This is a genomic window from Herbidospora cretacea (genome assembly GCF_001570605.1).
In the GTDB taxonomy this organism is placed as follows: domain Bacteria; phylum Actinomycetota; class Actinomycetes; order Streptosporangiales; family Streptosporangiaceae; genus Herbidospora; species Herbidospora cretacea.
In genome coordinates, this window is record NZ_BBXG01000036.1 from 3,744 (window position 1) to 4,146 (window position 403).

Annotated in this window: 1 other annotated feature (running past one end of the window). The window is 56.1% G+C overall.

From position 1 onward, the window contains the following. Window positions 1-358: a sequence feature (mutual gap in cmsearch alignment for this rRNA model is longer than 100), on the bottom strand; it reaches 3,694 nt to the left of the window's first position. Window positions 359-403 lie beyond the last annotated feature (45 nt).

Below are 403 nucleotides of genomic sequence, written 5' to 3' on the forward strand. Positions count from 1 at the left end.
ACTGTTCGTGGCTGCGGCAGCAACCACCAGAAGGTCCCACGACCCCGCATACGCAACGCCCGCCGGCTATCACACGCATACGGTTTAGCCTCATCCGCTTTCGCTCACCACTACTCACGGAATCACTCTTGTTTTCTCTTCCTACGGGTACTGAGATGTTTCACTTCCCCGCGTTACCACCAACCGCCCTATACATTCAGGCGGAGGCAACACCACATGACTGGTGCTAGGTTTCCCCATTCGGACATCCCCGGATCAACGTCTGGTTGGCGACTCCCCGAGGCTTAACGCAGCCTCCCACGTCCTTCATCGGCTCCTGATGCCAAGGCATCCACCGTGTGCCCTAAAAAACTTGGCCACAAGATGCTCGCGTCCACTATGCAATTCACAAACAACAAACAGC